This window comes from Noviherbaspirillum album (assembly GCF_035916955.1).
Classification (GTDB): Bacteria; Pseudomonadota; Gammaproteobacteria; order Burkholderiales; family Burkholderiaceae_D; genus Noviherbaspirillum; species Noviherbaspirillum album.
Window position 1 is genome coordinate 57,511 of the sequence record NZ_JAWIIV010000010.1, and the last position, 21,584, is coordinate 79,094.

Sequence of the window (21,584 nt, forward strand, 5' to 3'; positions counted from 1 at the left end):
TCGCCTCTACGGCCATGCCGGGCGCGCCTTCTTATCGCGGGCCGCCAGTCTCGTTGCAATCGAAGCGATACACCCCCGCATCCATCCCATCCTTGCGCAGGCTGATCTCGACGCTGCAGCTTTCCCGGTCCGACATGCCCACATTCACCTGCGCCAGCGGCATGGCCTGCGACGCCGGCACCCGTAGCTGCCCTTGCTGGCTGACGCGGGAATTGCCGCCGCGCCCTTGCTGGACGACCTGCATCCTGAATTCCAGCAGCACATCCTTCATGCTTTTCACGTACGGAACGATTCGCATCTGCCCCTGGTTGGCATGGGTGTCCAGCCAGACTTGAAGATCCGCGTCGGGAGTCATGGTCATCATTGCGCCTTTCATGTCGATGATGCAAAAAAGGCGGACAGCTTCTGCCCGCCTTTTCCACTTTTACCACTCAGAGCGCCGCGCCTCCGATCGGCGTCGCGGCTATCCGATCAATGCTGCCAGATGGCGGCATGGTTGGTGTTGCCGGACTGCGTGATTGCCGCGACATGGCCATTGCCCGTCTGCAGGATCGCCGCGGTGTTGCGCGCAGCATAGCTGACGCCGTCGCCTGCCTGCGCGATGGTCGCCAGGTTGCCGTTGCCGGCCTGTGCGATATTCGCATAATTCCATTCGCCGGTCTGCGCCACCGATGCGTTGAGCAGGGAGCCGCCCTGGGTGATGCCGGCATCATTGTTGTTGCCGCCCTGGGTGATCTGCGCCAGCGAGCTGGATGCATTGCTCTGCGTGACAGATGCATTGTTCAGCGAGCCGTCCTGGGAGATGAGCGCGGTGCTGCTGTTGCCGCCGTCCTGCGACACGGATGCGGTCTGGAACGAGCCGTTCTGGTATACCGAAGCCACATCCTTGTAGCCGTTGGTCTGGCTGACGCCGGCGATGTTGCTGCTGCCGGACTGGGTCACCGTGGCTTCGAACAAGCCCTGCACCACGCCGTTGCCGGCCGATACCGAGCCGCCGCTCTGATGCACGGAAGCGATATTGTTGTTGCCGGACTGTTCGACCGATGCCTTGCTGAAGTCGGCCAGGCCGCCCTGGGTCACGTTGGCTGTCTGGACCGAGCCGGACTGCGTCACCGACGCGGTGGAGGACCAGGTGTTGGTCTGCAGGACGTTGGCGGTGCTGCCGTTGCCGGATTGGGTCACGGTGGCGCTGCCGTCCTTGCTGCCGTTGTTCTGGGTAACGACCGCGTTCTGGTTGTCGCCGGTCTGGGTCACGTTGGCCTGCTGGTTGAAGGTGCCGTTCTGGTTTACCAGCGCGGTGCTCTGGTAGCCGTTGGACTGGGTCACGTTAGCCTTGTTGGCTGCGCCGGCGGTCTGGTTCACGGTTGCCTGGAACTTGCCTGCCGAGACCGCGCCGCCCGGGAAGTAGCTTGCGCCGCTCTGGCTGACGGTGGCAGTCTGGCCGGTGCCGGACTGGAACACGGTGGCAGAGCTGTAGTCGGCCAGGCCGCCCTGGGTCACACTGGCGGAGTTGGAGGAATCCTGCTGCGTGACGGAAGCGTTGCTGAACCAGGTATTGGTCTGCAGCACGTTGGCGGTGTTGCTGTCGCCAGACTGGGTGATGGAAGCGCTGCCTTCGCGGCTGCCGGCATTTTGCGTCAGGGACGCGTTCTGGCCGTTGCCGAACTGGTTGACCGCGGCGGCCTGGTTGGTGACGTTATCCTGCAGCACGTTGGCTGTGTTGCCTGCAACGACGCCGTCGGCCTGGAACACGGTGACCTTGCCGCCGGTGGAGTTGGCGGTTGTTACGGTCGCGGCCTGGTTGGCGCCGCTCTGGGTCACGGATGCCTGGTTGACGCTGCCGGACTGGAAGACCGACGCGCTCTGGTTGTTGCCGGTTTGGGACGCGGCGGCTTCATTGCCGGTGCCGGACTGGCCGATGGCCGCTGCGCTGTTGGAAGCGGCGTCCTGGGTGATGCCGGCGACATTGCTATTGCCGGACTGGTCGATCGCGGCGGCAACGGAAGTGCTGTTCTTCTGCAGGATGCCAGGTACGGAAGCCGGGTCGCTCGGCGTTGCGCCGGGGACGCCGGCGCGGTTGCCGTTGCCGACCTGGTTGATGGATGCCGATGCGGACGACGATGCGTTCTGCTCGATGTAGGCATCATTGCCGGAGCCGGTGGAAGAGATGGTGGCTTGAGCGAAAGCCGGCGATGCAGCGTACGCCAGGCTGATGCCGAGCGCGAGAGCAGTCAATTTTGTTTTCAATTGTTTCTCCTAAATGGATAAGGGCGGTAAAAACGATGCGATCCAGCGCCCCTAGTACTGGATCACCTTTGCAGCGAGGCCATTGCCGTGTTGCTGGACCATCAGATGCGGGCTCAGCGGGTTCTGCTGGATGTTCACCACGTTGGAATTGCCGGCCTGTCCGACGACGGCGGTGTTGCCGTTGCCGGCCTGGGTCACGGTGACAAGGTTGTTGCGGCCGGCCTGCGTCACTGCGATGCCGTTTCCATCGCCGGCCTGGCGGGATGCGATGCGGTTGTCCCTGCCCTGCTGGCTAACCTCGATGCCGTTGCCTTGACCGGACTGGCTGATCTCGCCGGTGTGCCGGTTGCCCTGCTGGCGCAGGAAGGCTTCATTGAATTCGCCGTTCTGCGTTACCCGGGCGTGATGCCCCTGATGGCCTCCAAGGCCGGCGTCAGCGGGCCCGAGATCCGACTTGGCGGACATGTCGGCAGCCGTGGCCGCCGCCATGGCCCAGCAGGTGAAAGCGACAGGCAGCAGCAACCCGGCCGCACGGCGACGTACGGCGGCGTTCAACAGTAATTTCACGATGGCGTGACCTTTCTTGAATAGGGAGAAAACGGCAGGCCGCCTCAGTACGCCGCTCCATGAGCAGGCGCCTCCTCATGGAGCGGCGCCTTGGCTTCCTGGCTGTCGAGGTAACTGGCGCTCTCCTGGAGATAGGTGCGCAGCACCGGGGATTGCCAGTCGGTTTCGCGCTTGAGCGCCCAGATCTTGTCCTGCAAGCCTTGCACGATGAGGTGGACCACCGCGGCCTCGATGGCTTCCCTGACGCAGAGCTGCGAAGGTTCGTTGCGGGTGTAGCCGCCCTCGAGTTCCAGCAGTTCCTTGAAGTTGACGAAGCGGAATACGCCGGTCGACAGTTCGTAGGAATAGATGGTCTTGGTGGTGGAAACGCTGTTGAGTATCTGGCCGCTGCGGATATCGACGCTGCGCAGGCTGATGGTCACCTGGTCGACCCGGTATTGGGTCTTGGCCCCGATGCCGAGATAGCGGGCGCCGGCGCCGCCGGTGCGGACATTGGTTTCATAAGCGACGATGCCGCCTTCGATGATGACGGTGGCCGGCACCAGCGCCGGCAGGCTGATCGGCTGGTTGCCCTTGTCCTGGGGCGTCTCCAGCGCGCGCACGATCTTGCGCTCGGTCAGCAGATTCTGCAGGTTTTCGCGCTCGACCGGCGTGAACCATCCGGAATCCTTCAATGCCTTGACCAGCATGGTCGCCGCGCCCTGGGTCACGGCGGTCGAGAAGGAACTGTCAGGCGCCGGCTTGTACTGGCCAGTCTGGTCGCGGAAACCATACACTGCGGTCACCACCTTGCCCCTCGGTTCGGGCAGGCGCAGCAGGTCGCGCGTGGCGCCGGTGGCCGGCGTCAGCCTGGCGTTGGCGGCAACATCCGCCGGCAGCTGGGTGCTCGCACATCCGCCCAATGCCAGAAGCGACAAAACCGCAAGGAAAGGGCGAAACGCAAGCCCGCGGGAAATACAGGGAAATCTCATGGCTGGCCCACTTGGAAAGACGTGCTGGCGCCGGTCACCTTGTCGGTGGTGGTCACCTGCAGGAGGCCGCCGCCAAGGTCGGAAATCTGGATGGAGAAATTGCCGGTGCTGACCGTGCCGGGCACCAGCTGGCCATTCGAACCCATGATGCCGGAGGTTGCGGCCGAGGCGAGGCGGCTGAGGACCGAGCGCTCGAGGATGTCGTTGAATTGCTGCAGCGAGGTCTGGGTGCTGCCGGTGCTCGCTTTGGGCGCATCGGGATCGGTGGTCCTGTTCTGGGCCTGCGCGGCATTGAGCAGCACCGAGCCGTTCAATGCGCTGCCGCCAAAAGAGGGATTCACAGGCGTGTAGACAAGTTCGGTTGCCTGGCACGCAGCGGCCGCGCACCATATACCCGCCGCACCCAGCACTCCCTGCAGCAGCGCCGCGGAAAAAGCCTGCCTTGATCTGACCCTGACTCTCATTGCGTTCATCCCATGTTCATCAAAACTCGTCGGCGCCAAGGTCGGCATCCCGAAACAGCAGGCGTTCGGCCTCGGTATCGATGACCGTCTGGTACACCAGCTCGACCGCCTGCTCGCTCAGGTTCCGAAGCCCGGCCCGGGCCGTCGACAGCGGCGCCTGAAACACCCGGCGCTGCGCAAATTCCACCCAGATCTGCCCGCCCCAGCGCGCCGAGGGACGTTCGATCACGGCAATGGCAAAGCGCTCGCTCAACGCGCGTTCGCGCCAATGCGCAACGAAGTACTGAAAGAATTCCTGGCCGGCGACGGTGACGGTCTGATTGACGACGATGCCGCCGTAGCTTTCCGACAGCCTGCGCTCGCCGTCCATCGACGATGAAGCGGGGGCGGCGAACACCGGGAACGCCGTTATCCAGCCGGTAAGGCAGACCATCATCAAGCTCGTGGATATCTTCACCAGATCTTTCGTCAAAAGTAACAAATTGCTACAAATGCAACTTAACGGGACGAATGATGATGGTCGAATTGACAATTGTCAATAACTTAATTGACTTTAATGAAACTTTTTGAGGATTGGTATGTCGCGTTTCGGGTACCAGGTCTGGGCGCCTGCAGCGGAGGCGGTTTCGCCCGGTGGTATAATTCGCACGCTTGTCTGAGCCTCTTCACGGCAACCATCGCGCCACCGCATCACTGCGGCATTGCTGGCCGAATTCCGCTCCGGCGGCGATGCAAGCCAGGGCTATTTCCTTTCTTCCGTGTCTTCCGCACACGTTTTTGACGAAACGGGGTTCGAGATGTGGCTTCGCCCCCTTCTCCTTTTGCTGCTTTCCATCGCCATGCTCCCGGCTGCGCATGCCTTCGAGCGGCCGTTCCCCGCGCAGGCAAAGCGCGGGAAGATGACGCCGGCTTCCTTCCCGGATATCGTGATCGGGGGCAGGCTGCGCCAGCTTTCGCCCGGCGCCCGCATCTGGAATGAAGACAACCTGCTGCAGATGCCGGCATCGCTGCGGGGAAGCGGCCTGGCGGTCAATTACACCGAGGACGCCAACGGCCATATCGACCGCGTCTGGATCCTGACCGCGGACGAAGCCAGCGAGCCCATTACGAAACAAACGCAAACGCAAACGCAAACGAACAGCAAGGCCCCTTAAGTCATGCCGAAAAAAGTATTCATCAAGACCTTCGGCTGCCAGATGAACGAGTACGACTCGGACAAGATGGCAGACGTGCTCAATGCCGCCGACGGCCTCGTCAAGACCGACACGCCGGAAGACGCCGATGTCATCCTGCTCAACACCTGCTCGGTACGCGAGAAGGCGCAGGAAAAGGTGTTCTCGGATCTTGGCCGCCTGCGCGAACTGAAAAAGACCAAGCCCGACCTGGTGATCGGGGTCGGCGGCTGCGTCGCTTCCCAGGAAGGCGAGGCAATCGTCAAGCGCGCGCCCTATGTCGACGTGGTGTTCGGCCCGCAGACCCTGCACCGCCTGCCGGACCTGATCAATCAGCGCCGCAGCAGCGGCCGCTCGCAGGTCGACATCAGCTTCCCCGAGATCGAGAAATTCGACCACCTGCCGCCGGCGAAGGTCGAGGGGGCGACCGCCTTCGTGTCGATCATGGAAGGCTGCAGCAAATACTGCAGCTACTGCGTGGTGCCGTACACGCGCGGCGAAGAAGTGTCGCGCCGCTTCGAAGACGTGCTGGCCGAAGTGGCCGGCCTGGCGGACCAGGGCGTCAAGGAAATCACGCTGCTCGGCCAGAACGTCAATGCCTACCGCGGCGCCATGGCCGACGGCGAGATCGCCGATTTCGCATTGCTGATCGAATATGTGGCCGAGATTCCCGGCATCGAGCGCATCCGCTTCGTCACCAGCCATCCGAAGGAATTCACGCAGCGCCTGATCGATACCTACGCGAAAGTGCCGAAGCTGGTCGACCATCTCTACCTGCCGGCGCAGCATGGCTCCGACCGTGTCCTGATGGCGATGAAGCGCGGCTATACCGTGCTGGAATACAAGTCCGTGATTCGCCGCCTGCGGGAAGTGCGTCCCAACATTTCGGTGTCGAGCGACTTCATCGTCGGCTTCCCCGGCGAAACCGAGGCCGATTTCGATGCGTTGATGAAGCTGATCAACGATATCGGCTACGACACCAGCTTCAGCTTCGTCTTCAGCCCCCGCCCGGGAACGCCGGCGGCCAACCTTGCCGACGACACGCCCTACGAGGTCAAGCTCAAGCGCCTGCAGCATCTGCAGGCCACGGTCGAAGCGAATGTGCGGCGCATCAGCGAAGGGATGGTCGGCAGCGTGCAGCGCATCCTGGTGGAAGGCCCGTCGAAAAAGGATCCCCAAGAGTTGCAGGGACGCACCGAAAACAACCGGGTGGTCAACTTCGCCGGCGGCCCGAATTCCGCAAGGCTAATCGGGCAGCTGGTGGATGTCAGCATCGTGCAAGCCTATCCCTATTCGCTACGCGGCGAACTAGTCATCAAACAATGAATCCTAGCGAGACGAACAACTCACTTTGAAGCCCAAAATTCCTGCTCAAACTCAACAATTCATCCCCGAACCGCTCGACAACAAGCGGCTCGCGCACCTCTGCGGCCCCATGGACGAGAACCTGCGGCAGATATCCGCCGCGCTCGACGTGACGATCTTCCGTCGCGGCGAGAAGTTCGTCATCAGCGGCGACAATTCGCCCCGCGCCGTCGAGATCCTCGACAATTTCTACCAGCTTGCGGATAACCCGATTTCCGTGGAAGACGTTCAGCTTGCGCTAGTGGAACAGCGCGCGGTTGAGCAGGAAACTGCCGCCAAGAAAGCGCCGGCCGCATCCGATGCGGATGGTGCCGCAGCAAGCGAGGAATCGCAAGCCACTCCGGTGCTGAAGACCAAGCGCAGCGACCTGCGCGGCCGAACACCGCACCAGAACCAGTATCTGAAAGCGATCCTGGAGCATGACGTCACCTTCGGCATCGGTCCGGCCGGCACCGGCAAGACTTATCTCGCGGTCGCCTGCGCGGTCGATGCGCTCGAGCGCGACGCCATCAAGCGCATTGTGCTGACGCGCCCGGCGGTGGAAGCCGGCGAGCGGCTCGGCTTTCTGCCGGGCGACCTGACGCAGAAGGTCGACCCTTACCTGCGCCCGCTGTACGACGCGCTGTACGACTTGCTCGGCTTCGACCGCACGCAGAAAATGTTCGAGAAGCAAGTCATCGAGATCGCGCCGCTGGCCTACATGCGGGGCCGCACGCTGAATCATGCCTTCATCATTCTCGACGAAGCGCAGAACACCACGCCGGAACAGATGAAAATGTTTCTCACGCGTATAGGCTTCGGCAGCAAGGCGGTGGTCACCGGCGACGTCACGCAGATCGACCTGCAGCGCACCCAGAAAAGCGGCCTGGTTGATGCCGCCCACATCCTGAGAAACGTGCGCGGCATTGCCTTCACGCAATTCACCAGCGCCGACGTGGTGCGCCATCCTCTGGTGGCCCGGATTGTTGACGCGTATGATGCGGCAACACCCAAAAGCGCAAGCCTGAGAAATGTCGCAAAAAAGTAAATTAAGCCTGTCCGTCCAGTATCCCGATACCCGCCTCAAAGAAATCGTGACCCGCGCCGACCTCCGGCGCTGGGTACAGGCGGCGTTGTTCGCGCCCGCCGAACTGACCATACGCTTCGTCGATGCGGACGAAGGCCGCACGCTCAACCGCGAATACCGGGGCAAGGACTACGCCACCAACGTGCTGACCTTTGCCTATACGGAAGACGAGGAAAGCGAAGTGACGCAAGCTGACATCATCCTCTGCACCGACGTGCTGCAGCGCGAAGCCGATGAGCAGAAGAAGACGGTGCAGGCCCATACCGCGCACCTGGTGGTGCACGGTGTCCTGCATGCCCAGGGCTATGACCACGAAACCGACGAGGAAGCCGCCGAAATGGAAGGCCTGGAAATTGAAATCCTGGCAAGCCTCGGTCAGGCCAATCCATACGCGGGTTAGATGTTCGACAACAGTGGAACAGGCATTTTTCATTGATGGCCGCTCCATTTGTTGTATCCTATAAGCCTGCCAACTACGGCTCCCAGCCATATGCAAGATCACCCTAGTGGTGCCAAATACCTTGACACCAAACCTCAGCGCTCCCTGTTCGAACGACTGAGCGCACTCATTTCCCCCGAGCCCGAAAGCCGGTCGGAACTGCTTGAAATCCTGCAAGATGCCCATGATCGCAATCTGATCGACGCCGACGCGCTGTCGATGATCGAAGGCGTGTTCCAGGTCTCCGATCTCTCCGCGCGCGACATCATGGTGCCGCGCCCGCAGATGGACGTGATCGACCTGAACAAGCCCATCGAGGAATGGATGCCGCTGGTGCTCGATACCGCGCACTCGCGATTCCCCGCCATCGACGGCGACCGCGACAAGGTCGTCGGCATCCTGCTGGCCAAGGATCTGCTGCGTTATTACGCCGAGGAATCCTTCGAGGTGCGCGACATGCTGCGCCCGGCCATCTTCATCCCGGAATCGAAGCAGCTCAACGTACTGCTGCGGGACTTTCGCGCCAACCGCAACCACATGGCCATCGTGGTCGATGAATACGGCGGCGTTGCCGGCCTGATCACGATCGAGGATGTGCTGGAACAGATTGTCGGCGATATCGAGGATGAATACGATATCGAGGAAGAGGAAGACAACATCATTCCGATCAACAACGGCTCGCTCGGCCTGCGCTGGCGCGTCAAGGCGCTGACCGAGATCGAACAGTTCAATGAATCGATGGGCGTGAATTTTTCCAACGAGGATGTGGACACCATCGGCGGACTGGTCGCCAACCACCTCGGACGGGTGCCTCGCAAGGGCGACATCTTCGACATCGACCATCTGCGCTTCGAAGTCCTGCGGGCCGACGCGCGCCAGGTCCATGTGCTTCTGGTCGAGAGACTGCCGGAAGCGCGCACGGAAGTGGTGTCCTGACGGTGCCGCTGCCGACGGGCGGTACGGCCCCGACCGCCCGGCATGCGGTGCTTGCGCTGCGCGGGAAACCGCCAGCATTCTTCCGGCGCCCCTTCCAGACTCATCGGAAAAATACCGCGTGAACAACCGCCCCGCTTCGCTTTTCCCCCGCCTGCTCCCCCCGCTTGCCGCCCTGGCCGCCGGCGGACTGACCGTGTTCGCCTTCGCGCCCTTCGGACTGTGGCCGCTGCAGATACTGACGCTGGCGCTTGTCTTCATGCTGGCCCTGCGCAGCTCCGGCTTTGCCCAAAGCGCATTGATAGGATGGGCCTACAGTTCCGGCATCCTGATTGCCGGAGTGCACTGGCTGTATATCAGCATGCATCGCTACGGCGGCATGCCGGGCTGGATGGCGGCGCTGGCCGTGGTCCTGCTATCGGTGGCCCTGAGCGCCTACGCGGCGCTGGGCTTCGGACTGGCCGGCTGGCTGAGGCGGCGCGCATCGCTCGGCGCTTCCGCCACCACAGTGAGCGCCCTGTTGCTGCTGCCGGCCGTATGGACGCTGGCGGAATGGCTGCGCGGCTGGATATTCACCGGTTTTCCCTGGGTCAGCGCGGGGTATGCGCACACCAGCGGGCCGCTGGCCGGCTATGCGCCGGTGGTCGGCGTCTATGGCCTGGCCCTGATTTCAGGCGTGATCGCAGGCTGCATCGCCCTTCTGCCCAAAAGCACGGGCATAGGCCGGCACGCGCTGCCAGTCGGACTTGCGCTGGCAATTCTCGCCGGCGGGCTGATCCTCAAGCAAATCCGGTGGACCACGCCGCACGGCGCGCCGATCTCGGTGCGCCTGCTGCAGGGCAACGTGCCGCAGGAGATGAAATTCGCGCCCGAACAGCTGCAGGCCAGCCTCGCGCTGTATCACGCATCGATCACGCGTCGCCCCGCCGACCTGATCGCCACCCCGGAAACCGCGATCCCGCTGCTGTCGACGCAGCTGCCCCCGGATTACCTCGGGCTCTTGTCGAAATTCGCGCAGGATTCAGGCAGCCACATCGCGCTCGGCATCCCGGTCAGCGACGGTCCGCGCCAGTATGCGAACAGCGTGCTGGGCCTGGTACCGAACCCCGCGGCCCAGGCTTACCGTTACGACAAGCACCATCTCGTTCCCTTCGGAGAATTCATTCCGCCCGGCTTCCGCTGGTTCGTCGAGATGATGCACATTCCGCTGGGCGACTTCAATCGCGGCATCCTGCTGCAGAAGCCGTTCGCGGTGAAGGACCAGTGGGTGATGCCCAACATCTGCTACGAAGACCTGTTCGGCGAGGAGATCGCCGCACAGTTGTCGGCCGGAGCAACGAGCGGCATGCCGCAAGCGACCATCCTGCTCAACATGTCGAACATCGCCTGGTTCGGCGATTCCATTGCATTGCCACAACACCTTCAGATTTCGCAGTTGCGCGCGATGGAGACCGGCCGGCCGATGCTGCGCGCCACCAATACCGGCGCCACCGCCCATGTCGGCCCCGACGGCGCGGTGATCGCGCAGCTCGAGCCTTTCACGCAGGGCGAACTCGAGACGAAAGTGCAGGGCTATGCCGGCCTCACGCCCTATAGCCGGCTTGGCAATGTTCCCGCGGTGATCGCCGCGCTGCTGGCGCTGGGCGTGGCCGCCGCGCGGCTTCGCAAGGGTGGCAAGAATGCGCCCCATGCCGGTAAAACCCGCTAAAATCTACGGTTTTGGCAATTTCCCCTCTTTGGAACCGGTGCGCCTTCGCGGCCGGCCACGACACGATGCTCACATTTCAACAAGTCATTCTCAAGCTGCAGGAGTATTGGGATGCGCAAGGCTGCGCACTGCTCCAGCCCTACGACATGGAAGTCGGCGCCGGCACCTCGCACACCGCTACCTTCCTGCGCGCGATCGGACCCGAACCCTGGCGCGCCGCCTATGTGCAGCCGTCGCGCCGCCCCAAGGATGGCCGCTACGGTGAAAACCCCAACCGCATGCAGCACTACTACCAGTACCAGGTGGTACTCAAGCCGGCGCCGGAAAACATCCTCGACCTGTATCTCGGCTCGCTCGAAGCGCTCGGCCTCGACCTCAAGCAGAACGACGTGCGCTTCGTCGAGGACGACTGGGAAAACCCGACACTGGGCGCCTGGGGCCTCGGCTGGGAAGTCTGGCTCAACGGCATGGAAGTCACCCAGTTCACCTATTTCCAGCAGGTCGGCGGTCTCGACTGCAAGCCGGTGCTGGGCGAAATCACCTACGGCATCGAGCGCCTGGCGATGTACCTGCAGGGCGTGGAAAACGTCTACGACCTGGTCTGGACCGAGTGGCAGGAAAACGGCGTAACCAAGCGCCTGACCTATGGCGACGTGTTCCACCAGAACGAGGTCGAGCAGTCGACCTTCAACTTCGAGCACTCCAATACCGAGTTCCTGTTCTCGCTGTTCGGCAATTACGAGTCCGAAGCCAAGCGCCTGATGGAAGTGCCGCTGGCGTTGCCGGCCTATGAAATGATCCTCAAGGCGGCGCACACCTTCAACATGCTCGACGCGCGCGGCGCCATATCGGTGACCGAACGCGCCGCCTACATCGGCCGCATCCGCAACCTGTCGCGCGCGGTCGCGCAGGCATATTACGAATCGCGCGAGAAGCTGGGCTTCCCGATGTGCGGAGATGCCCGCAAGGCAGCGTAAGCGCATGAGCCATTGCACATTCCATTCCCGTGGCGCGATGGCTGCTTGAAACGATCCGCACCGACCCGCATAGACACGATAGGCCGGCCCCGCGCCGGCACGACGGCAAACATATGAACCAAACACTCTTAGTCGAACTGCTCACCGAAGAACTGCCGCCGAAGGCGCTGGCAAAACTGGGCGACGCCTTCGCCGCAGGCATTCTCAACGGCCTGAAGGCACGCGATTTCATCGAGGCCGACGCCAAGGCCACCGCCTACGCGACGCCGCGCCGCCTGGCCGTGTCGATCACCGGCGTGCGTGCCACCTCGCCCGACAAGTCCATCCGTGAAAAGATACTGCCGGTATCGGTCGCGCTCGACAAGGACGGCAATCCCGCCGCGCCGCTGGCCAAGAAGCTGGCCGCCCTCGGCTTCCCCGATCTGAAGGTCGGCGACCTGGAGCGAGCTTCCGACGGCAAGGCGGAAAGCTTCTTCTACACTTACACCGCGGCCGGCTCCCGCCTGCAGGCCGGCCTGCAGGCGGCGCTCGAGGAAACCCTGGGCAAGCTGCCGATCCCGAAGCTGATGAGCTACCAGCGTCCCGACGGCGAGACGGTGCAGTTCGTGCGTCCCGCGCACAAGCTGATCGCGCTGCATGGCGCCGACGTGGTGCCGGTCACCGCGCTTGGGCTGAGCGCAGGCCGCACCACCCTCGGCCATCGCTTCCTGTCCGCCGGCGAGCTGGAGATCAATCATGCCGACGCCTATGCCGACACGCTGCAGGCGAAGGGCCGCGTCATTGCTTCCGTTGCCGAGCGCAAGGAACGCATCCGCGCATCGCTGCAGGACAAGGCCAACGGCGACCAGGTGCTGATGCCGGAATCGCTGCTCGACGAGGTGAATGCGCTGGTCGAATGGCCGGTGGTCTATGAATGCCGTTTCGAGGACGTCTTCCTGAGCGTGCCTCAGGAATGCCTGATTCTCACGATGCAGACCAACCAGAAATACTTCGCCCTGACCGACGCCGCCGGCAAGCTGCGCTCGCGCTTCCTCATCGTCTCCAACATCGAGACCGGCGATCCGCAGCACATCATCGGCGGCAACGAGCGCGTGGTGCGCCCGCGCCTTTCGGATGCGAAATTTTTCTTCGAGCAGGACAAGAAGAAGAAGCTGGCCGACCGCATTCCCGGGCTGGCCAGCGTGGTCTATCACAACAAGCTCGGCACCCAGGGCCAGCGCACCGAACGCGTGCAGGCGCTGGCCGGCAGGATCGCCGCCGCGCTCGGCGCCGATACGGCGCTCGCCGAACGCGGCGCGCTGCTGGCCAAGGCCGACTTGCTGACCGACATGGTCGGCGAGTTCCCCGAACTGCAGGGCATCATGGGCACCTACTATGCGCGCCACGACGGCGAGCCGGAAGAAGTGGCGCTGGCCGCCTCCGAGCATTACCAGCCGCGCTTCGCCGGCGATGCCTTGCCTTCGACGCAGACCGGCACCGTGGTCGCCCTGGCCGACAAGCTCGAAACCCTGGTCGGCATCTGGGGCATCGGCCTGCAGCCGACCGGCGACAAGGACCCGTTCGCGCTGCGCCGCCATGCGCTCGGCGTGCTGCGCATGCTGGTGGAAAAGCGCCTGCCGCTGTCGCTGACCAGCCTGCTGGGCGACGCCGCGCAGCTGTTCGCCGGCAATGCCAACTTCAAGGATGCCACCGGCGAAGTGTTTGCCTTCATGCTCGACCGCCTGCGCGGCCTGCTGCGCGAGCGCGGCTATGCGCAGAACGAGATCGAAGCGGTGGTCGCGCAGAATCCCGACCGCCTCGACAACATTCTCGAGCGTCTCGACGCGGTGAAAGCCTTTGCCGCATTGCCGGAATCCGAATCGCTGGCTGCCGCCAACAAGCGCATCACCAACATCCTGAAGAAGAATGAAGGCGCACAAGCCGCGGCCGCGGTGCAGCCGAACCTGCTCAAGGAAAGCGCCGAGGAAGGACTGCACTCGGCGATGTCGCAGCTCAAGCCGCAGGTCGATGCCGCCTTCGCCAAGGGCGATTTCGCCGGCACGCTGATGTCGCTGGCCAGGCTGCGCGACAATGTCGATGCCTTCTTCAATGATGTCATGGTCATGGCCGAGGACGAGCAGCTGCGCAGGAACCGCATCGCGCTGCTGTCGGACCTGCACGGCATGATGAACCGGGTCGCCGACATTTCCAAGCTGGCCGCCTGAACATGAAGCTGATCATCCTCGACCGCGACGGCGTGATCAACCACGATTCCGACGAATTCATCAAGTCGCCGGACGAGTGGGTGCCTATCCCGGGTTCGCTTGAGGCGATCGCGCGGCTCAACCAGGCCGGCTACCGCGTGGTGGTGGCGACCAACCAGTCCGGCATTGCGCGCGGCCTGTTCAACATCGTCACGCTCAATGCCATCCACCAGAAGCTGCACACCGCGGCGCAGCAGGCCGGCGCCGACATCGACGCCATCTTCTTCTGCCCGCACTCGGCCGATGACCATTGCGACTGCCGCAAGCCCAAGCCGGGCATGCTGCAGGATATCGCCGCGCGCTTCGACGTCAACCTGAAAGGCGTGCCGACGGTGGGCGATTCGCTGCGCGACCTGCAGTCGGGCTTCATGGTCGGCTGCGTTCCCTACCTGGTCCTGACCGGCAAGGGTGAAAGCACGCGCAGCAAGGGCGGCCTGCCGCCGGGCACCACCATTCACGCCGATCTTGCCGCCGTGGTCGACCACCTGCTCAAGTCAACCGCGGACGCCGCCGCCTGAGCGCTGCATGAATGCCGCATAAGTAACAGGCCGGCACAACCGGCCGCTTTTGGAGAATCGATGTCACATCCCGTTTTATTCCTGCGCTCCGTGGTGTTCGCCCTGCTGATGCTGGTCGCCACCGTCATCTGGGCGCCGCTGTGCTTCCTGTTCGCGCCGCTGCCGTATAACCAGCGCTATTACATGACCGGCCTGTGGAACAAGTTCATCATCGGATCGGCGCGCGTGATATGCGGCATCCGCTATCAGATCAAGGGCGCGGAAAATTTCCCCGACTGCCCGGCGATCGTACTGTCGAAGCACCAGTCGGCCTGGGAAACCATCTTTCTGTTCTATGCGCTGCCGCGCCCGCTGGTCTACGTGTTCAAGAAGGAACTGCTCTACATTCCCTTCTTCGGCTGGGGCATCGCCCTGCTGCGCATGATCCCGATCGACCGCAGCAAGAGCAAGGATGCATTCGCACAGGTGGTCGAACACGGCAAGCGCCGCCTGGCCAGCGGACAGTGGATCATCATGTTCCCCGAAGGTACCCGCTCGAAGGTCGGCACGCAGGGCAAGTACAAGAGCGGCGGCACCCGGCTCGCGGTCGAGACGGGTGCCGTGGTAGTGCCCATCGCATTGAACGCCGGCGAATGCTGGCCGAAGAATTCATTCATCAAGAAGCCGGGCCTGATCACCGTCTCGATCGGCAAGCCGATCTCTTCCGAAGGACGCCATCCGGCCGAACTGATGCAACAAGTTGAAAATTGGATAGAATCCGAGATGCGGGTGATTTCCTCGCCCGGCATCTATGCCAACCACAAGGTCACCGACTCCCTTGAAGCTGCTACGCCAGATTCCGCCTGATCCTCAGCAGCTCGCGCTGCAGCTCGACTTCTTTTCTTCCGATACCTCGGTGCCGGCCGTGGACCAGCCGGCGCCGAAGCATGCGCCGAGGTCCGGGCAAATGCCCCAATTCCAGGCGGCTGAATCGTCTCCCTCTTCCGCGGAACCGGCCACGCCCGACAAGCCGTCGTCCCTGGCGGGCCGGCGCCGGCTGCAGCTCGGGGAACATCTGCTCGAATATCGTCTGCAGCGTTCCAAGCGGCGCACCATCGGTTTCCTGATCGACGAGGACGGCTTGCGCATTACCGCGCCGCGCTGGGTGCCGATCGCGGAAATCGAAAGCGCGATCCGCGAAAAGCAGCGCTGGATCCTGACCAAGCTGCGCGAACGCCGCGAGCGTTCCGCGCGGCGACTGCAGCCGCAGATGCAATGGTGCGACGGCGCGACGCTGCCCTATCTCGGCGGCGACATCACGCTGCGCATCCTGGCCGCGCAGGCATCCGGCATCGCCTTCGATGCCGCCGCCCGCGAGCTGACGGTGAGCCTGCCGCCGGACGCCGGCGAACAACAGTTAAAGGACAGGGTGCAGGGCTGGCTGCAGACGGAAGCCAGGCGCATCTTCGCCGAGCGCCTGCCCATCTATGCCGAGCGGCTGGGCGTGGTCTACAAATCCTTTGCGCTGTCATCCGCCACCACGCAATGGGGCTCCTGCACGGCCGAAGGCAAGATCCGGCTGAACTGGCGCCTGGTGCATTTCGCCATGCCGATGATCGATTACGTGGTCGCGCATGAATTGTCGCACCTGCGCGAGATGAACCACAGCCCGCGCTTCTGGGCCACCGTGCAATCGGTATTTCCGGAATTCCAGGCGGCCAAGCGGGTGCTGCGCGAAAGCGGGCCGGACACCTTGCCGTCATTCTGACGGCCGATGCATTTGAGCCGGGACTGCGCCGGCCATGCGGCTGCCCCAAGGCTCCGATCAATGCAGGATGGCCGGAAATTCATGTATCACTTCGGCATGATCATCCAGCCAGTCCAGCACGGGATCGCCTGCCTCGTCGGCGACTTCCCGGCCCCCGAACTGCGAGGCGACGAGCACTTCCACGTCGATCCCTGCCAGTGAATTCTTGGTGAAGATCATGCCGACATGCATCCGCAGTTCGCGCGCGATGACGCCCCAGGCCTTGAGCTGTCCGGCGGCGGCCTGCAATTCCATGCCGTAGGCTTCTCGTGCCGCGCCATCCCGTGATTTATCTTCCAGCCAGGGAATCTGCGACGCCAGTGCTTCATCCTGCAAGAGCATTTCGGCGAGTTCGCGCACCTTTGCCGGCGAGAGCGGGACCAGGGTAAAGCGTTCGGTCTCGAATAGAGGCTGCTGGCCGATGGCAGCAGTCGTGAATAGAGCAGGCAGGATATTCATCGGAATCCCGGATTGATAATTGATTGGCGAATAAAAGGGATTAAAGGCATGCGATACCAATCCCAAGTCATGACATGGTTTGGGATTGGTATGACGCCTGCCGATGCCGCGTCGCGGCAGGCGGATGCGTGGATTCAGCCGGCATGCAGCTTCGGAAGCGCCTGCAAAAGCTGCTTCGACTGGTGTTCCGACCACAACTGACGGAAGACATGCAGCGACTGGTCTTCCGTCAGCGGAGCCGGGTTATCGGCGTCGATCGGCGCCGGCAGCAGGCTGCAGTGCTCATGCGAGACGCTGCGAAGCTCGGGAACGAGGCTGATGATGCTCAGCAGCCCGGGCAGGAAGCCCGGCTCGTCGTAGCCGATATTGGTCTTGACGAGCATTCCGCCCACCATCCGTTCAGGCCTCTGCAATTCGTCGATGACGCAGATGGCGTACAGATCCGGAAGCTCCAGGTAGGATTCGGGTTCATAAGCATGGGCACGGTGATGCGCGACGCCGTAGTTGTCGAACAGCGTGCTGAAGACGAGCAATGTGGTTGGATAAGCAGGGCGAATGATCTTGAGCGTCATGGTCAGGCACGGCACCGGGCCGGTTACGTTGGCCATGTCTGTGGCAGCCGGGGCGGCTTTGGTTCCATCGATGTGCGCATCGGCGCATCGGCGCATCGCGGGCTGGTGTTTTCAAGCATCGGGCTTGCAGTTCGGGGCGCCGCGTGAAAGCAGGCCTGGCGCTTTGCCGGTATCCTAGCAACCGGTACTTCAGCATCAGGACGAGCGGCCAGGCCGTCGTCCCGGAACGCGTCCATCATTCAATTTTCAGCAACCACGAAGCCGCGCCGCAAGGTGCCGCGCGGCCTAATGGTCTAACCATCAAACGGAGCAACCATGCGCATTCTTCACACCATGCTGCGAGTCGGCGACCTGCAGCGTTCCATCGATTTCTACACCAAGGTGCTCGGCATGAAACTGCTGCGCACCACCGACCGGCCCGAACAGCAGTACAAGCTGGCCTTCGTCGGCTACGGCAGCAATCCCGAGCATGCCGAGCTGGAGCTGACCTACAACTATGGCGTGGAAAAGTATGACCTGGGCACCGCCTACGGCCATATCGCGCTCCAAGTCGAGGATGCCTACAAGGCCTGCGATGCGGTCAAGGCGCAGGGCGGCACGGTCACGCGCGAAGCCGGCCCGGTCAAGGGTGGCTCCACCGTGATCGCCTTCGTGCAGGATCCGGACGGGTACAAGATCGAATTTATCCAGCGGGATTGAGGGCCGGGTAAAACTCTTTCAAACTGCGGCGCGAAGAGGTTTCGCGCCCGCGCGGAAAAACGTCAGTGCGCGAGCCCCGGACTCATGTTCCGAGCCGGTTCGCCAGCGCCACGAACTGCTCGACCGGCACCGCCTCCGGACGCGCCTGCGGATCCACCCCTGCATCGATCAGGTCATTCTCCGTGAACATGCCGGCCACGCAGTTGCGGATCACCTTGCGTCGCTGAGAGAAAGCCTTGGTCACCACCTGCTCCAGCTTCTTTTCGTCGCAAGGAAGCGGATTGGGCAGCGGAATCATGCGCACGATCGCGGAATCCACCTGCGGAGGCGGATCGAAGGCCGACGGCGGAACCACGAACAGCAGGTCCATGTAATAGCGCCATTGCAGCATCACCGACAGGCGGCCGAAGCTCTTGCCGCCCGGCTCGGCCACCATGCGCTCCACCACTTCCTTCTGCAGCATGAAATGCTGGTCTTGCACCTGCGGCGCAATGGCCGCCAGGTGAAACAGCAGTGGGCTGGAGATGTTGTAGGGAAGATTGCCGACGACGCGCAGCTTGCCGCCTTCGGCCACCGGTATCGATGCGAAATCGAATTTCAGCGCATCGCCCTCATGCACAACCAGGCGCGCGGGATCGAAATTCTTTTTCAGCCGCGCGACCAGGTCGCGGTCGAGTTCCACCACATGCAGCTGGCGCAGCGATTCCAGCAGCAGGCCGGTCATCGCCGCCAGGCCGGGGCCGATCTCAACCATGGCGTCGTCTGGCTGTGGATCGATCGCGCGGATGATGTCGTACAGCACGGTCTGATCGGTAAGGAAATTCTGGCCGAAGCGCTTGCGGGGAATGTGTTTCATGGAATGCCGAAATCGTTGGTGGAGCCGGGCCGGCACGAGCGGCCCCGGATGCGTGACCTGCTCAGGGTGCGGCGGCCGCCCGCGCCATCTGCGCCGCGACCTGGATGGCGACCACCATGCTGCCATGGTCAGCCTGGCCAATGCCGGCGGCGGCCAGGTCGAGCGCCGTGCCGTGGTCGACCGAGGTGCGGATGATGGGCAGGCCGAGCGTGATATTGACGCCGCGCCCGAAGCTCGCATGCTTGAGCACCGGGAGGCCCTGGTCATGGTACATGGCCAGCACGCAGTCGGCGTCCTGCAGATACTTCGGCTGGAACAGCGTGTCGGCAGGATACGGGCCGCTGACGGCGATGCCCGCAGCCTGCGCAGACTGCAGCACCGGCGTGATGACGTCGATTTCCTCGCGGCCGAGATAGCCGCCCTCGCCCGCATGCGGATTCAGGCCTGTGACCAGGATGCGGGGCTGCGCGAGGCCGAATTTGCGCCGCAAATCGGCATGCACGATCTCGATTGTCGTCATCAGGCTATCGAAGGTGATGGCCGCGGAGACATCCTTCAGCGGCAGGTGGGTGGTCGCCAGCGCCACCCGCAGCAGCGGTTCGCCGCCGGCCAGCATCATTACCACCTGCGGCGTCCCGGTCTTTTCGGCGAGATACTCGGTGTGGCCGGTGAACGGAACGCCGGCGTCGTTGATGGTGCTCTTCTGCAACGGCGCGGTGACGATGGCGTCGAAGCGCCGCCGCATCGCGCCTTCGATGGCCACGTCGAGTGTCTGCAGCACCGCATGGCCGTTGCGCGGATCGAGCCGGCCGGGCACCGCCGGTTCGGCGAGCGGGCAATCGATCACCGCGATCCGGTCCGGCCCGAGATCGGGCAGGCCGCCGTGTTCGAGCGCCATGGTGGACAGCGCCGTCAGGCGAATCGCCGGATCGATGTCGCCCGCGATCATGGACAGCAGCGCGGCATCGCCGACGAGCACGCTGCGCACCTGCTCGCGCAGCTCCCAGGCGGCCCGGATGGAAATCTCGGGACCGATGCCCGCGGGTTCGCCGCAGGTGACGGCAATGATCGGCCTGGTCTTCATCCGGAAATCAGGAACGCGAATCGGCGTTGTCGAAGCGGTATTCGACGTAGGCGCGGTCGCGCAGCTGGCGCAGCCAGTCCTGAGTCGCCTCTTCCAGCTTGCGCTCGCGGATGGCCTGGCGCGCGATCAGGCGCTGGCGCTCTTTCGATACGTCATCCGTCTTGCGCTCGACCACCTGGATCAGGTGATAGCCGAACGGCGACTCCACCGGCTCGCTGACCTGCCCCGGCTGCAGGGCATCCATTGCGCGCTCGAACTCGGGCACGGTGTCGCCCGGGTAGATCCAGCCGAGGTCGCCGCCGCGCGAAGCGGACAAGTCGTTGGAGAACAGCTTGGCCAGCTCCTCGAAGGTCGCCGCCTTATTGTCCAGGCGCTGCTTCAGTTCGTTGAGCTTGCGGCGCGCTTCCGACGGCGTCACGATCTGGTTGGTCTTGATCAGGATGTGGCGCACGCGGGTCTGCTGCACCGACGCCACGGCGGCGCCGCCCTTCATCACGCTGGGCGTGCGCTCGCCCGCCAGCTTGACGATATGGAAACCGGTATTGCTCTTGAGCAGCTGCGACACATCGCCCTGCTTCATGGACGCGATGGCATCGACGAACAATTGCGGCAGCCGCTCCGGGCCGCGCCAGCCGAGGTCGCCGCCGGTCAGGGCGTCGGTGGCATCCGAATAGGTGGCCGCCAGCTTGGCGAAATCGCCGCCGCCCTGGACCTGGCGCAGCACTTCCTCGGCGCGGCGCCGGCGTTCGGCGGTCTGCTCGGGCGTGGCGTTTTCCGGGATGCGCACCAGGATGTGCGCCACGTTGTATTCCTTCTGATTGGCCGCCGCGCTCTGTTCCGCCGCGAGATAGTTGTCGACCTCGGATTCGGAAATCTGGATCTTGTTGTCGACTTCGCGCTCGCGCAGCCGCTGCATGATGATGTCTTCGCGGATCTCTTCGCGGAAACGGGCGAACGGAGTGCCGCCCCGCTCCAGTTCGGAGCGGAACTGCGTCAGCGTCATCTTGTTCTGTTCGGCGATACGCGCAACCGCGCGGTCGAGCATGGCGTCGTCGACGCGGATGCCGAGTTCCTTTGCCAGCTGCAGCTGCGCGCGATCGACGATCATGCGCTCGAGCATCTGCCTCTGAAATTCGGCCTGCGGCGGCAGCGCGATGTTCTGGTTGCGCATGCGCTGCTCCACCTGCCGCAGCCGCTCCACCAGTTCCTGGCGCGTGATGACTTCATTGTTGACGACGGCGATGATCGCATCGGCCAGGTAGATGCGCGGCGCGCTCTGGGCTGCCGGCGCGGGCATTGCCCCGGAAGGAGCCGCCGGCGCGACCGCCGAGGGCGCAGCCTTGAACTGGGCATGCGCCTGCTGCAGCAGGCCTGCGCCGCAGAGCATTGCCGCCGCCAGCGCAATGCTGCGGACCGGGTTCGTTGCAACTCGCAGTGTCGATAATGTCTTCATGATTC

At 63.4% G+C, this 21,584-nt stretch carries 23 protein-coding genes; 12 read left to right on the forward strand and 11 right to left on the reverse strand.

Translation table 11 applies throughout. The features are described from left to right. Nucleotides 1-31: 31 nt before the first annotated feature. The 6 genes from csgH to RY831_RS13630 form a co-directional block, all read right to left on the reverse strand. Complete coding sequence (csgH, locus tag RY831_RS13605; protein WP_326506897.1) at nt 32-364, reverse strand: curli-like amyloid fiber formation chaperone CsgH; 333 nt, start codon at nt 362-364, stop codon at nt 32-34. 107 nt (nt 365-471) lie between these two features. Continuing rightward, the gene (locus tag RY831_RS13610; protein WP_326506898.1) at nt 472-2,247 is read right to left on the reverse strand and encodes a beta strand repeat-containing protein; all 1,776 of its coding nucleotides are present in this window, start codon (nt 2,245-2,247) and stop codon (nt 472-474) included. 51 nt (nt 2,248-2,298) lie between these two features. After that, nucleotides 2,299-2,814 carry a hypothetical protein gene (locus tag RY831_RS13615; protein ID WP_326506899.1) on the reverse strand — a complete coding sequence of 172 codons (516 nt, stop codon included), beginning with the start codon at nt 2,812-2,814 and terminating at the stop codon, nt 2,299-2,301. Nucleotides 2,815-2,858: 44 nt separating this feature from the next. Then, nucleotides 2,859-3,785, reverse strand: a complete 927-nt coding sequence (locus RY831_RS13620; protein WP_326506900.1) for a CsgG/HfaB family protein — start codon at nt 3,783-3,785, stop codon at nt 2,859-2,861. Continuing rightward, a complete protein-coding gene (locus tag RY831_RS13625; RefSeq protein WP_326506901.1) occupies nt 3,782-4,258 on the reverse strand; it encodes a curli assembly protein CsgF in 477 nt (158 codons plus the stop codon). Before RY831_RS13625 ends, RY831_RS13620 begins: the two co-directional genes overlap by 4 nt. A gap of 10 nt (nt 4,259-4,268) precedes the next feature. After that, the gene (locus tag RY831_RS13630; RefSeq protein WP_326506902.1) at nt 4,269-4,706 is read right to left on the reverse strand and encodes a CsgE family curli-type amyloid fiber assembly protein; all 438 of its coding nucleotides are present in this window, start codon (nt 4,704-4,706) and stop codon (nt 4,269-4,271) included. Between the two features lie 340 nt (nt 4,707-5,046). Between RY831_RS13630 and RY831_RS13635 the strand changes: the two genes are divergently transcribed. The 11 genes from RY831_RS13635 (at nt 5,047) to RY831_RS13685 (ending at nt 16,417) form a co-directional block, all read left to right on the forward strand. Further along, complete coding sequence (locus RY831_RS13635; protein ID WP_326506903.1) at nt 5,047-5,403, forward strand: hypothetical protein; 357 nt, start codon at nt 5,047-5,049, stop codon at nt 5,401-5,403. Nucleotides 5,404-5,406: 3 nt separating this feature from the next. Beyond that, entirely contained in the window at nt 5,407-6,747 is a 1,341-nt protein-coding gene (miaB, locus tag RY831_RS13640) for a tRNA (N6-isopentenyl adenosine(37)-C2)-methylthiotransferase MiaB (RefSeq protein ID WP_326506904.1), read from the forward strand. A gap of 25 nt (nt 6,748-6,772) precedes the next feature. Next, nucleotides 6,773-7,813: a PhoH family protein gene (locus RY831_RS13645; protein ID WP_326506905.1), complete on the forward strand. Its 1,041-nt coding sequence runs from the start codon at nt 6,773-6,775 to the stop codon at nt 7,811-7,813. Continuing rightward, nucleotides 7,797-8,252, forward strand: a complete 456-nt coding sequence (ybeY, locus tag RY831_RS13650; protein WP_326506906.1) for an rRNA maturation RNase YbeY — start codon at nt 7,797-7,799, stop codon at nt 8,250-8,252. The genes RY831_RS13645 and ybeY overlap by 17 nt, the downstream gene beginning before the upstream one ends. A 90-nt stretch (nt 8,253-8,342) precedes the next feature. After that, the gene (locus RY831_RS13655) at nt 8,343-9,227 is read left to right on the forward strand and encodes a CorC family transporter (RefSeq protein ID WP_326506907.1); all 885 of its coding nucleotides are present in this window, start codon (nt 8,343-8,345) and stop codon (nt 9,225-9,227) included. A gap of 118 nt (nt 9,228-9,345) precedes the next feature. Beyond that, a complete protein-coding gene (gene lnt / locus RY831_RS13660) occupies nt 9,346-10,932 on the forward strand; it encodes an apolipoprotein N-acyltransferase (protein WP_326506908.1) in 1,587 nt (528 codons plus the stop codon). 65 nt (nt 10,933-10,997) lie between these two features. After that, a complete protein-coding gene (gene glyQ / locus RY831_RS13665; RefSeq protein ID WP_326506909.1) occupies nt 10,998-11,909 on the forward strand; it encodes a glycine--tRNA ligase subunit alpha in 912 nt (303 codons plus the stop codon). Nucleotides 11,910-12,022: 113 nt separating this feature from the next. Beyond that, nucleotides 12,023-14,113, forward strand: a complete 2,091-nt coding sequence (gene glyS, locus RY831_RS13670; RefSeq protein WP_326506910.1) for a glycine--tRNA ligase subunit beta — start codon at nt 12,023-12,025, stop codon at nt 14,111-14,113. A 2-nt stretch (nt 14,114-14,115) separates the two neighbouring features. Then, on the forward strand, nt 14,116-14,670 hold the full coding sequence (gmhB, locus tag RY831_RS13675; RefSeq protein ID WP_326506911.1) for a D-glycero-beta-D-manno-heptose 1,7-bisphosphate 7-phosphatase: 555 nt from the start codon (nt 14,116-14,118) through the stop codon (nt 14,668-14,670). Nucleotides 14,671-14,730: 60 nt separating this feature from the next. Next, nucleotides 14,731-15,516, forward strand: coding sequence for a lysophospholipid acyltransferase family protein (locus RY831_RS13680; RefSeq protein ID WP_326506912.1), 786 nt, complete (start codon nt 14,731-14,733; stop codon nt 15,514-15,516). Further along, entirely contained in the window at nt 15,488-16,417 is a 930-nt protein-coding gene (locus RY831_RS13685; protein ID WP_326506913.1) for a M48 family metallopeptidase, read from the forward strand. Before RY831_RS13680 ends, RY831_RS13685 begins: the two co-directional genes overlap by 29 nt. A 57-nt stretch (nt 16,418-16,474) precedes the next feature. On the opposite strand, the gene RY831_RS13690 is transcribed toward RY831_RS13685, so the two are convergent. After that, a complete protein-coding gene (locus RY831_RS13690) occupies nt 16,475-16,915 on the reverse strand; it encodes a hypothetical protein (RefSeq protein ID WP_326506914.1) in 441 nt (146 codons plus the stop codon). A 134-nt stretch (nt 16,916-17,049) separates the two neighbouring features. Beyond that, the gene (locus tag RY831_RS13695; protein WP_326506915.1) at nt 17,050-17,523 is read right to left on the reverse strand and encodes a hypothetical protein; all 474 of its coding nucleotides are present in this window, start codon (nt 17,521-17,523) and stop codon (nt 17,050-17,052) included. A 279-nt stretch (nt 17,524-17,802) separates the two neighbouring features. Between RY831_RS13695 and gloA the strand changes: the two genes are divergently transcribed. Further along, nucleotides 17,803-18,186: a lactoylglutathione lyase gene (gene gloA / locus RY831_RS13700; protein WP_326506916.1), complete on the forward strand. Its 384-nt coding sequence runs from the start codon at nt 17,803-17,805 to the stop codon at nt 18,184-18,186. 82 nt (nt 18,187-18,268) lie between these two features. Here gloA and rsmA read toward each other — a convergent pair whose 3' ends face one another. From rsmA to RY831_RS13715, 3 genes are all read right to left on the reverse strand, one after another. Further along, nucleotides 18,269-19,042, reverse strand: coding sequence for a 16S rRNA (adenine(1518)-N(6)/adenine(1519)-N(6))-dimethyltransferase RsmA (rsmA, locus tag RY831_RS13705; protein ID WP_326506917.1), 774 nt, complete (start codon nt 19,040-19,042; stop codon nt 18,269-18,271). A gap of 61 nt (nt 19,043-19,103) precedes the next feature. Beyond that, nucleotides 19,104-20,126 carry a 4-hydroxythreonine-4-phosphate dehydrogenase PdxA gene (gene pdxA / locus RY831_RS13710; protein ID WP_326506918.1) on the reverse strand — a complete coding sequence of 341 codons (1,023 nt, stop codon included), beginning with the start codon at nt 20,124-20,126 and terminating at the stop codon, nt 19,104-19,106. Between the two features lie 7 nt (nt 20,127-20,133). After that, nucleotides 20,134-21,579, reverse strand: coding sequence for a peptidylprolyl isomerase (locus RY831_RS13715; RefSeq protein ID WP_326506919.1), 1,446 nt, complete (start codon nt 21,577-21,579; stop codon nt 20,134-20,136). Nucleotides 21,580-21,584: the final 5 nt, after the last annotated feature.

What these genes read in the sequence shown, in the direction of transcription:
- RY831_RS13680 (WP_326506912.1), top strand. Translation starts at nt 14,731, where the DNA reads ATGTCACATCCCGTTTTATTCCTGCGCTCCGTGGTGTTCGCCCTGCTG.
- RY831_RS13635 (WP_326506903.1), top strand. Translation starts at nt 5,047, where the DNA reads ATGTGGCTTCGCCCCCTTCTCCTTTTGCTGCTTTCCATCGCCATGCTC.
- pdxA (WP_326506918.1), bottom strand. Translation starts at nt 20,126, where the DNA reads ATGAAGACCAGGCCGATCATTGCCGTCACCTGCGGCGAACCCGCGGGC.
- ybeY (WP_326506906.1), top strand. Translation starts at nt 7,797, where the DNA reads ATGTCGCAAAAAAGTAAATTAAGCCTGTCCGTCCAGTATCCCGATACC.
- RY831_RS13620 (WP_326506900.1), bottom strand. Translation starts at nt 3,785, where the DNA reads ATGAGATTTCCCTGTATTTCCCGCGGGCTTGCGTTTCGCCCTTTCCTT.
- glyS (WP_326506910.1), top strand. Translation starts at nt 12,023, where the DNA reads ATGAACCAAACACTCTTAGTCGAACTGCTCACCGAAGAACTGCCGCCG.
- glyQ (WP_326506909.1), top strand. Translation starts at nt 10,998, where the DNA reads ATGCTCACATTTCAACAAGTCATTCTCAAGCTGCAGGAGTATTGGGAT.
- RY831_RS13625 (WP_326506901.1), bottom strand. Translation starts at nt 4,258, where the DNA reads ATGAACGCAATGAGAGTCAGGGTCAGATCAAGGCAGGCTTTTTCCGCG.
- RY831_RS13690 (WP_326506914.1), bottom strand. Translation starts at nt 16,915, where the DNA reads ATGAATATCCTGCCTGCTCTATTCACGACTGCTGCCATCGGCCAGCAG.
- gloA (WP_326506916.1), top strand. Translation starts at nt 17,803, where the DNA reads ATGCGCATTCTTCACACCATGCTGCGAGTCGGCGACCTGCAGCGTTCC.
- RY831_RS13715 (WP_326506919.1), bottom strand. Translation starts at nt 21,579, where the DNA reads ATGAAGACATTATCGACACTGCGAGTTGCAACGAACCCGGTCCGCAGC.
- csgH (WP_326506897.1), bottom strand. Translation starts at nt 364, where the DNA reads ATGATGACCATGACTCCCGACGCGGATCTTCAAGTCTGGCTGGACACC.
- rsmA (WP_326506917.1), bottom strand. Translation starts at nt 19,042, where the DNA reads ATGAAACACATTCCCCGCAAGCGCTTCGGCCAGAATTTCCTTACCGAT.
- miaB (WP_326506904.1), top strand. Translation starts at nt 5,407, where the DNA reads ATGCCGAAAAAAGTATTCATCAAGACCTTCGGCTGCCAGATGAACGAG.
- RY831_RS13655 (WP_326506907.1), top strand. Translation starts at nt 8,343, where the DNA reads ATGCAAGATCACCCTAGTGGTGCCAAATACCTTGACACCAAACCTCAG.
- gmhB (WP_326506911.1), top strand. Translation starts at nt 14,116, where the DNA reads ATGAAGCTGATCATCCTCGACCGCGACGGCGTGATCAACCACGATTCC.
- RY831_RS13695 (WP_326506915.1), bottom strand. Translation starts at nt 17,523, where the DNA reads ATGGCCAACGTAACCGGCCCGGTGCCGTGCCTGACCATGACGCTCAAG.